2 tRNA genes and 2 rRNA genes are annotated in these 5,124 nt (G+C 49.5%); all 4 read left to right on the top strand.

Features of this window, described 5'->3' with window-relative positions:
• Window position 1: 1 nt before the first annotated feature.
• A tRNA-Glu gene (locus M1G01_RS09575) sits at window positions 2–73 on the top strand.
• Between the two features lie 230 nt (window positions 74–303).
• A 16S ribosomal RNA gene (locus tag M1G01_RS09570) occupies window positions 304–1,850 on the top strand.
• Between the two features lie 51 nt (window positions 1,851–1,901).
• A tRNA-Ala gene (locus tag M1G01_RS09565) sits at window positions 1,902–1,974 on the top strand.
• Window positions 1,975–2,096: 122 nt separating this feature from the next.
• Window positions 2,097–4,999 (top strand): 23S ribosomal RNA (locus M1G01_RS09560).
• Together the 16S and 23S rRNA genes with 2 tRNA genes alongside form the textbook arrangement of a ribosomal RNA operon.
• The last annotated feature ends 125 nt before the right edge of the window (window positions 5,000–5,124 follow it).

The following is a 5,124-nucleotide window of genomic DNA, read 5'->3' as shown; positions in this document are numbered from 1 at the left end:
AGGTCCGTTGGTCAAGGGGTTAAGACACCGCCTTTTCACGGCGGTAACACGGGTTCGAATCCCGTACGGACTATGGTGTATTGCGGTTAAAAAAACTTGAAAAAAGTTTAAAAAATCTGTTGACAGAGACAGGTAGCTGTGATATACTAATATAGTTGTCGCTTGAGAGAGATTGAGTGACAAAGACCTTTGAAAACTGAACAAGACGAACCAATGTGCAGGGCACTATAACTGAAGTTATAGTACTGAACAATGAAAAAACAATAAATCTGTCAGTGACAGAAATGAGTGAGAACTCAAACTTTTAATGAGAGTTTGATCCTGGCTCAGGACGAACGCTGGCGGCGTGCCTAATACATGCAAGTAGAACGCTGAAGGAGGAGCTTGCTTCTCTGGATGAGTTGCGAACGGGTGAGTAACGCGTAGGTAACCTGCCTGGTAGCGGGGGATAACTATTGGAAACGATAGCTAATACCGCATAATAGTAGATGTTGCATGACATTTGCTTAAAAGGTGCAATTGCATCACTACCAGATGGACCTGCGTTGTATTAGCTAGTTGGTGAGGTAACGGCTCACCAAGGCAACGATACATAGCCGACCTGAGAGGGTGATCGGCCACACTGGGACTGAGACACGGCCCAGACTCCTACGGGAGGCAGCAGTAGGGAATCTTCGGCAATGGACGGAAGTCTGACCGAGCAACGCCGCGTGAGTGAAGAAGGTTTTCGGATCGTAAAGCTCTGTTGTAAGAGAAGAACGAGTGTGAGAGTGGAAAGTTCACACTGTGACGGTATCTTACCAGAAAGGGACGGCTAACTACGTGCCAGCAGCCGCGGTAATACGTAGGTCCCGAGCGTTGTCCGGATTTATTGGGCGTAAAGCGAGCGCAGGCGGTTAGATAAGTCTGAAGTTAAAGGCTGTGGCTTAACCATAGTACGCTTTGGAAACTGTTTAACTTGAGTGCAAGAGGGGAGAGTGGAATTCCATGTGTAGCGGTGAAATGCGTAGATATATGGAGGAACACCGGTGGCGAAAGCGGCTCTCTGGCTTGTAACTGACGCTGAGGCTCGAAAGCGTGGGGAGCAAACAGGATTAGATACCCTGGTAGTCCACGCCGTAAACGATGAGTGCTAGGTGTTAGACCCTTTCCGGGGTTTAGTGCCGCAGCTAACGCATTAAGCACTCCGCCTGGGGAGTACGACCGCAAGGTTGAAACTCAAAGGAATTGACGGGGGCCCGCACAAGCGGTGGAGCATGTGGTTTAATTCGAAGCAACGCGAAGAACCTTACCAGGTCTTGACATCCCTCTGACCGCTCTAGAGATAGAGTTTTCCTTCGGGACAGAGGTGACAGGTGGTGCATGGTTGTCGTCAGCTCGTGTCGTGAGATGTTGGGTTAAGTCCCGCAACGAGCGCAACCCCTATTGTTAGTTGCCATCATTCAGTTGGGCACTCTAGCGAGACTGCCGGTAATAAACCGGAGGAAGGTGGGGATGACGTCAAATCATCATGCCCCTTATGACCTGGGCTACACACGTGCTACAATGGCTGGTACAACGAGTCGCAAGCCGGTGACGGCAAGCTAATCTCTTAAAGCCAGTCTCAGTTCGGATTGTAGGCTGCAACTCGCCTACATGAAGTCGGAATCGCTAGTAATCGCGGATCAGCACGCCGCGGTGAATACGTTCCCGGGCCTTGTACACACCGCCCGTCACACCACGAGAGTTTGTAACACCCGAAGTCGGTGAGGTAACCTTTTAGGAGCCAGCCGCCTAAGGTGGGATAGATGATTGGGGTGAAGTCGTAACAAGGTAGCCGTATCGGAAGGTGCGGCTGGATCACCTCCTTTCTAAGGATAAGGAACTGCACATTGGTCTTGTTTAGTCTTGAGAGGTCTTGTGGGGCCTTAGCTCAGCTGGGAGAGCGCCTGCTTTGCACGCAGGAGGTCAGCGGTTCGATCCCGCTAGGCTCCATTGGTGAGAGATCACCAAGTAATGCACATTGAAAATTGAATATCTATATCAAATAGTAACAAGAAAATAAACCGAAACGCTGTAGTATTAAAAGAGTTTATGACTGAAAGGTCAGAAAATAAGGTTAAGTTAATAAGGGCGCACGGTGGATGCCTTGGCACTAGGAGCCGAAGAAGGACGTGACAAACGACGATATGCCTTGGGTAGCTGTAAGTAAGCGATGATCCAGGGATTTCCGAATGGGGGAACCCAACAGGTACTACCTGTTACCCGCATCTGTTAAGGATGTGAGGAGGAAGACGCAGTGAACTGAAACATCTAAGTAGCTGCAGGAAGAGAAAGCAAAAGCGATTGCCTTAGTAGCGGCGAGCGAAACGGCAGGAGGGCAAACCGAAGAGTTTACTCTTCGGGGTTGTAGGACTGCAATGTGGACTCAAAGATTATAGAAGAATGATTTGGGAAGATCAGCCAAAGAGAGTAATAGCCTCGTATTTAAAATAGTCTTTGTACCTAGCAGTATCCTGAGTACGGCGGGACACGTGAAATCCCGTCGGAATCTGGGAGGACCATCTCCCAACCCTAAATACTCCCTAGTGACCGATAGTGAACCAGTACCGTGAGGGAAAGGTGAAAAGCACCCCGGGAGGGGAGTGAAATAGAACCTGAAACCGTGTGCCTACAACAAGTTCGAGCCCGTTAATGGGTGAGAGCGTGCCTTTTGTAGAATGAACCGGCGAGTTACGATATGATGCGAGGTTAAGTTGAAGAGACGGAGCCGCAGGGAAACCGAGTCTGAATAGGGCGCTTTAGTATCATGTCGTAGACCCGAAACCATGTGACCTACCCATGAGCAGGTTGAAGGTGCGGTAAGACGCACTGGAGGACCGAACCAGGGCACGTTGAAAAGTGCTTGGATGACTTGTGGGTAGCGGAGAAATTCCAAACGAACTTGGAGATAGCTGGTTCTCTCCGAAATAGCTTTAGGGCTAGCGTCGACATAAAGATTCTTGGAGGTAGAGCACTGTTTGGGTGAGGGGTCCATCCCGGATTACCAATCTCAGATAAACTCCGAATGCCAATGAATTATGGTCGGCAGTCAGACTGCGAGTGCTAAGATCCGTAGTCGAAAGGGAAACAGCCCAGACCACCAGCTAAGGTCCCAAAATAATTGTTAAGTGGAAAAGGATGTGGGGTTGCACAGACAACTAGGATGTTAGCTTAGAAGCAGCTATTCATTCAAAGAGTGCGTAATAGCTCACTAGTCGAGTGACCCTGCGCCGAAAATGTACCGGGGCTAAAACAATTTACCGAAGCTGTGGATACCTTTATAGGTATGGTAGGAGAGCGTTCTATGTGTGAAGAAGGTATACCGTGAGGAGTGCTGGAACGCATAGAAGTGAGAATGCCGGTATGAGTAGCGAAAGACAGGTGAGAATCCTGTCCACCGTAAGACTAAGGTTTCCAGGGGAAGGCTCGTCCGCCCTGGGTTAGTCGGGACCTAAGGAGAGACCGAAAGGTGTATCCGATGGACAACAGGTTGATATTCCTGTACTAGAGTATGTAGTGATGGAGGGACGCAGTAGGCTAACTAAAGCAGACGATTGGAAGTGTCTGTCTAAGCAGTGAGGTGTGATATGAGTCAAATGCTTATATCTATAACATTGAGCTGTGATGGGGAGCGAAGTTTAGTAGCGAAGTTAGTGACGTCACACTGCCAAGAAAAGCTTCTAGCGTTTAAACATACTCTACCCGTACCGCAAACCGACACAGGTAGTCGAGGCGAGTAGCCTCAGGTGAGCGAGAGAACTCTCGTTAAGGAACTCGGCAAAATGACCCCGTAACTTCGGGAGAAGGGGTGCTGACTTTAGGTCAGCCGCAGTGAATAGGCCCAAGCAACTGTTTATCAAAAACACAGCTCTCTGCTAAATCGTAAGATGATGTATAGGGGGTGACGCCTGCCCGGTGCTGGAAGGTTAAGAGGAGTGCTTAGGAGTAATCCGAAGGTATGAATTGAAGCCCCAGTAAACGGCGGCCGTAACTATAACGGTCCTAAGGTAGCGAAATTCCTTGTCGGGTAAGTTCCGACCCGCACGAAAGGCGTAATGATTTGGGCACTGTCTCAACGAGAGACTCGGTGAAATTTTAGTACCTGTGAAGATGCAGGTTACCCGCGACAGGACGGAAAGACCCCATGGAGCTTTACTGCAGTTTGATATTGAGTGTCTGTACCACATGTACAGGATAGGTAGGAGTCTATGAGATCGGGACGCCAGTTTCGAAGGAGACGTTGTTGGGATACTACCCTTGTGTTATGGCCACTCTAACCCGGATAGGTTATCCCTATCGGAGACAGTGTCTGACGGGCAGTTTGACTGGGGCGGTCGCCTCCTAAAAGGTAACGGAGGCGCCCAAAGGTTCCCTCAGAATGGTTGGAAATCATTCGCAGAGTGTAAAGGTATAAGGGAGCTTGACTGCGAGAGCTACAACTCGAGCAGGGACGAAAGTCGGGCTTAGTGATCCGGTGGTTCCGTATGGAAGGGCCATCGCTCAACGGATAAAAGCTACCCTGGGGATAACAGGCTTATCTCCCCCAAGAGTTCACATCGACGGGGAGGTTTGGCACCTCGATGTCGGCTCGTCGCATCCTGGGGCTGTAGTCGGTCCCAAGGGTTGGGCTGTTCGCCCATTAAAGCGGCACGCGAGCTGGGTTCAGAACGTCGTGAGACAGTTCGGTCCCTATCCGTCGCGGGCGTAGGAAATTTGAGAGGATCTGCTCCTAGTACGAGAGGACCAGAGTGGACTTACCGCTGGTGTACCAGTTGTCTTGCCAAAGGCATCGCTGGGTAGCTATGTAGGGAAGGGATAAACGCTGAAAGCATCTAAGTGTGAAACCCACCTCAAGATGAGATTTCCCATGATTTTATATCAGTAAGAGCCCTGAGAGATGATCAGGTAGATAGGTTAGAAGTGGAAGTGTGGCGACACATGTAGCGGACTAATACTAATAGCTCGAGGACTTATCCAAAGTAACTGAGAATACGAAGTGTGAGGTTTTCTTGGTATTTGATAGATATTCAATTTTGAGTAGGTATTACTCAGAGTTAAGTGACGATAGCCTAGGAGATACACCTGTACCCATGCCGAACACAG

The sequence above is a fragment of the Streptococcus oralis genome, from assembly GCF_023110055.1.
Lineage (GTDB): Bacteria > Bacillota > Bacilli > Lactobacillales > Streptococcaceae > Streptococcus > Streptococcus oralis_BY.
This window is presented reverse-complemented; position numbering and strand designations above follow the sequence as displayed.